The sequence below is a fragment of the Anaerosporobacter sp. genome, assembly GCF_965301125.1.
The window spans coordinates 1-1,244 of record NZ_CBDLAM010000099.1 but is presented as its reverse complement, the minus strand read 5'-3'; the positions used below and the strand labels follow the sequence as shown (position 1 = coordinate 1,244).

General features: G+C 34.6%; 1 tRNA gene and 1 pseudogene. Both read left to right on the top strand.

Features of this window, described 5'->3' with window-relative positions:
* The first annotated feature begins 12 nt into the window (after nt 1-12).
* Nucleotides 13-927 (top strand): annotated as a pseudogene (locus ACW2QF_RS11635) (glycoside hydrolase family 3 N-terminal domain-containing protein).
* A gap of 131 nt (nt 928-1,058) precedes the next feature.
* Nucleotides 1,059-1,130 (top strand) — tRNA-Glu (locus ACW2QF_RS11630).
* Nucleotides 1,131-1,244 lie beyond the last annotated feature (114 nt).

Sequence of the window (1,244 nt, the reverse complement as noted above, 5' to 3'; positions counted from 1 at the left end):
ACAAAGAATGAGATTGATAAATATCATGTTGGAGGAGTAATCTACTTCTCAGGAAATATAAAAAGCGAGAGTCAACTTACAAAATTATTGAAAAACACACAGAAATATGCCACTACCGATGATGGAATCCCGATGTTTCTTGGGATAGATGAAGAAGGTGGAGAGGTAGCTAGAATAGGCAACAATCCGAAGTTTAATGCTACGAAATTTAATAACTTATCAACAGTATCATCAAAAGAAGAGGCTTATAAGATTGGTAATACAATTGGTAAATATTTAAGTAAATATGGTTTTAACCTAGACTTTGCTCCAGATTCTGATGTATTAACAAATAAAAAGAATACAGTGGTTAAGAATCGCGCTTTTAGTCCATCAGCTAAGAAGGTAGTAGCGTATGCAGGTGCATATGCAAAAGGATTAAATGATGCCAACTTATATGCTAACTATAAGCATTTTCCTGGTCATGGATCTACAGTTGGAGATTCCCATAAAGGATTTGCATATACGAATAAAACATACGCACAACTAAAAAAGGCGTATCTTGATCCTTTTATTGAATGAATTAAAAATAGTATTGATATAATCATGGTTGGTCATATATCTGTACCGAAAGTGATAGGGGATAATACTCCAAGTTCATTATCGAAAGTAATGGTAACGGATATCTTACGGAACAAATTAGGATATGATGGTGTAATTATTACAGATGCCATGAACATGGGTGCAATTAGCAAGAATTATACCGTTGAACAATCAACAACAATGGCAGTTAAAGCCGGCTGTGACATTATCTTGATGCCATCCGATTTTCGTAAATCTTATAATAGTTTGTTGAAAACTGTCAAAGCTGGTAGTATAAGCGAGGATAGAATCGACGAATCTGTTAGAAGGATATTGTTATTAAAGAAAAAGAGAATGGATTGGTAGTGAAAGAGTAAAGTTATTACAATTGTATGTAAGTTTTAGGAAATTCATCTAGAATATTCACATTTTTTAATAATATTCAAAAAAATACTTGAAAAAGAAAATATTCTGTGGTATTATTAATTACGTTGTAAGGCTCGTTGGTCAAGCGGTCAAGACGCCGCCCTCTCACGGCGGAAACACGGGTTCGATTCCCGTACGAGCTGTTATTGAATATTCGTTAGTTTAAAGAGTTTGAAGAAGTTTTCTTCAAACTCTTTTTTTGGTTCGCCCAGCATGGGCGAACTCTTACGAGTGAAAGTCTCGAGTGTGCCTTTGTA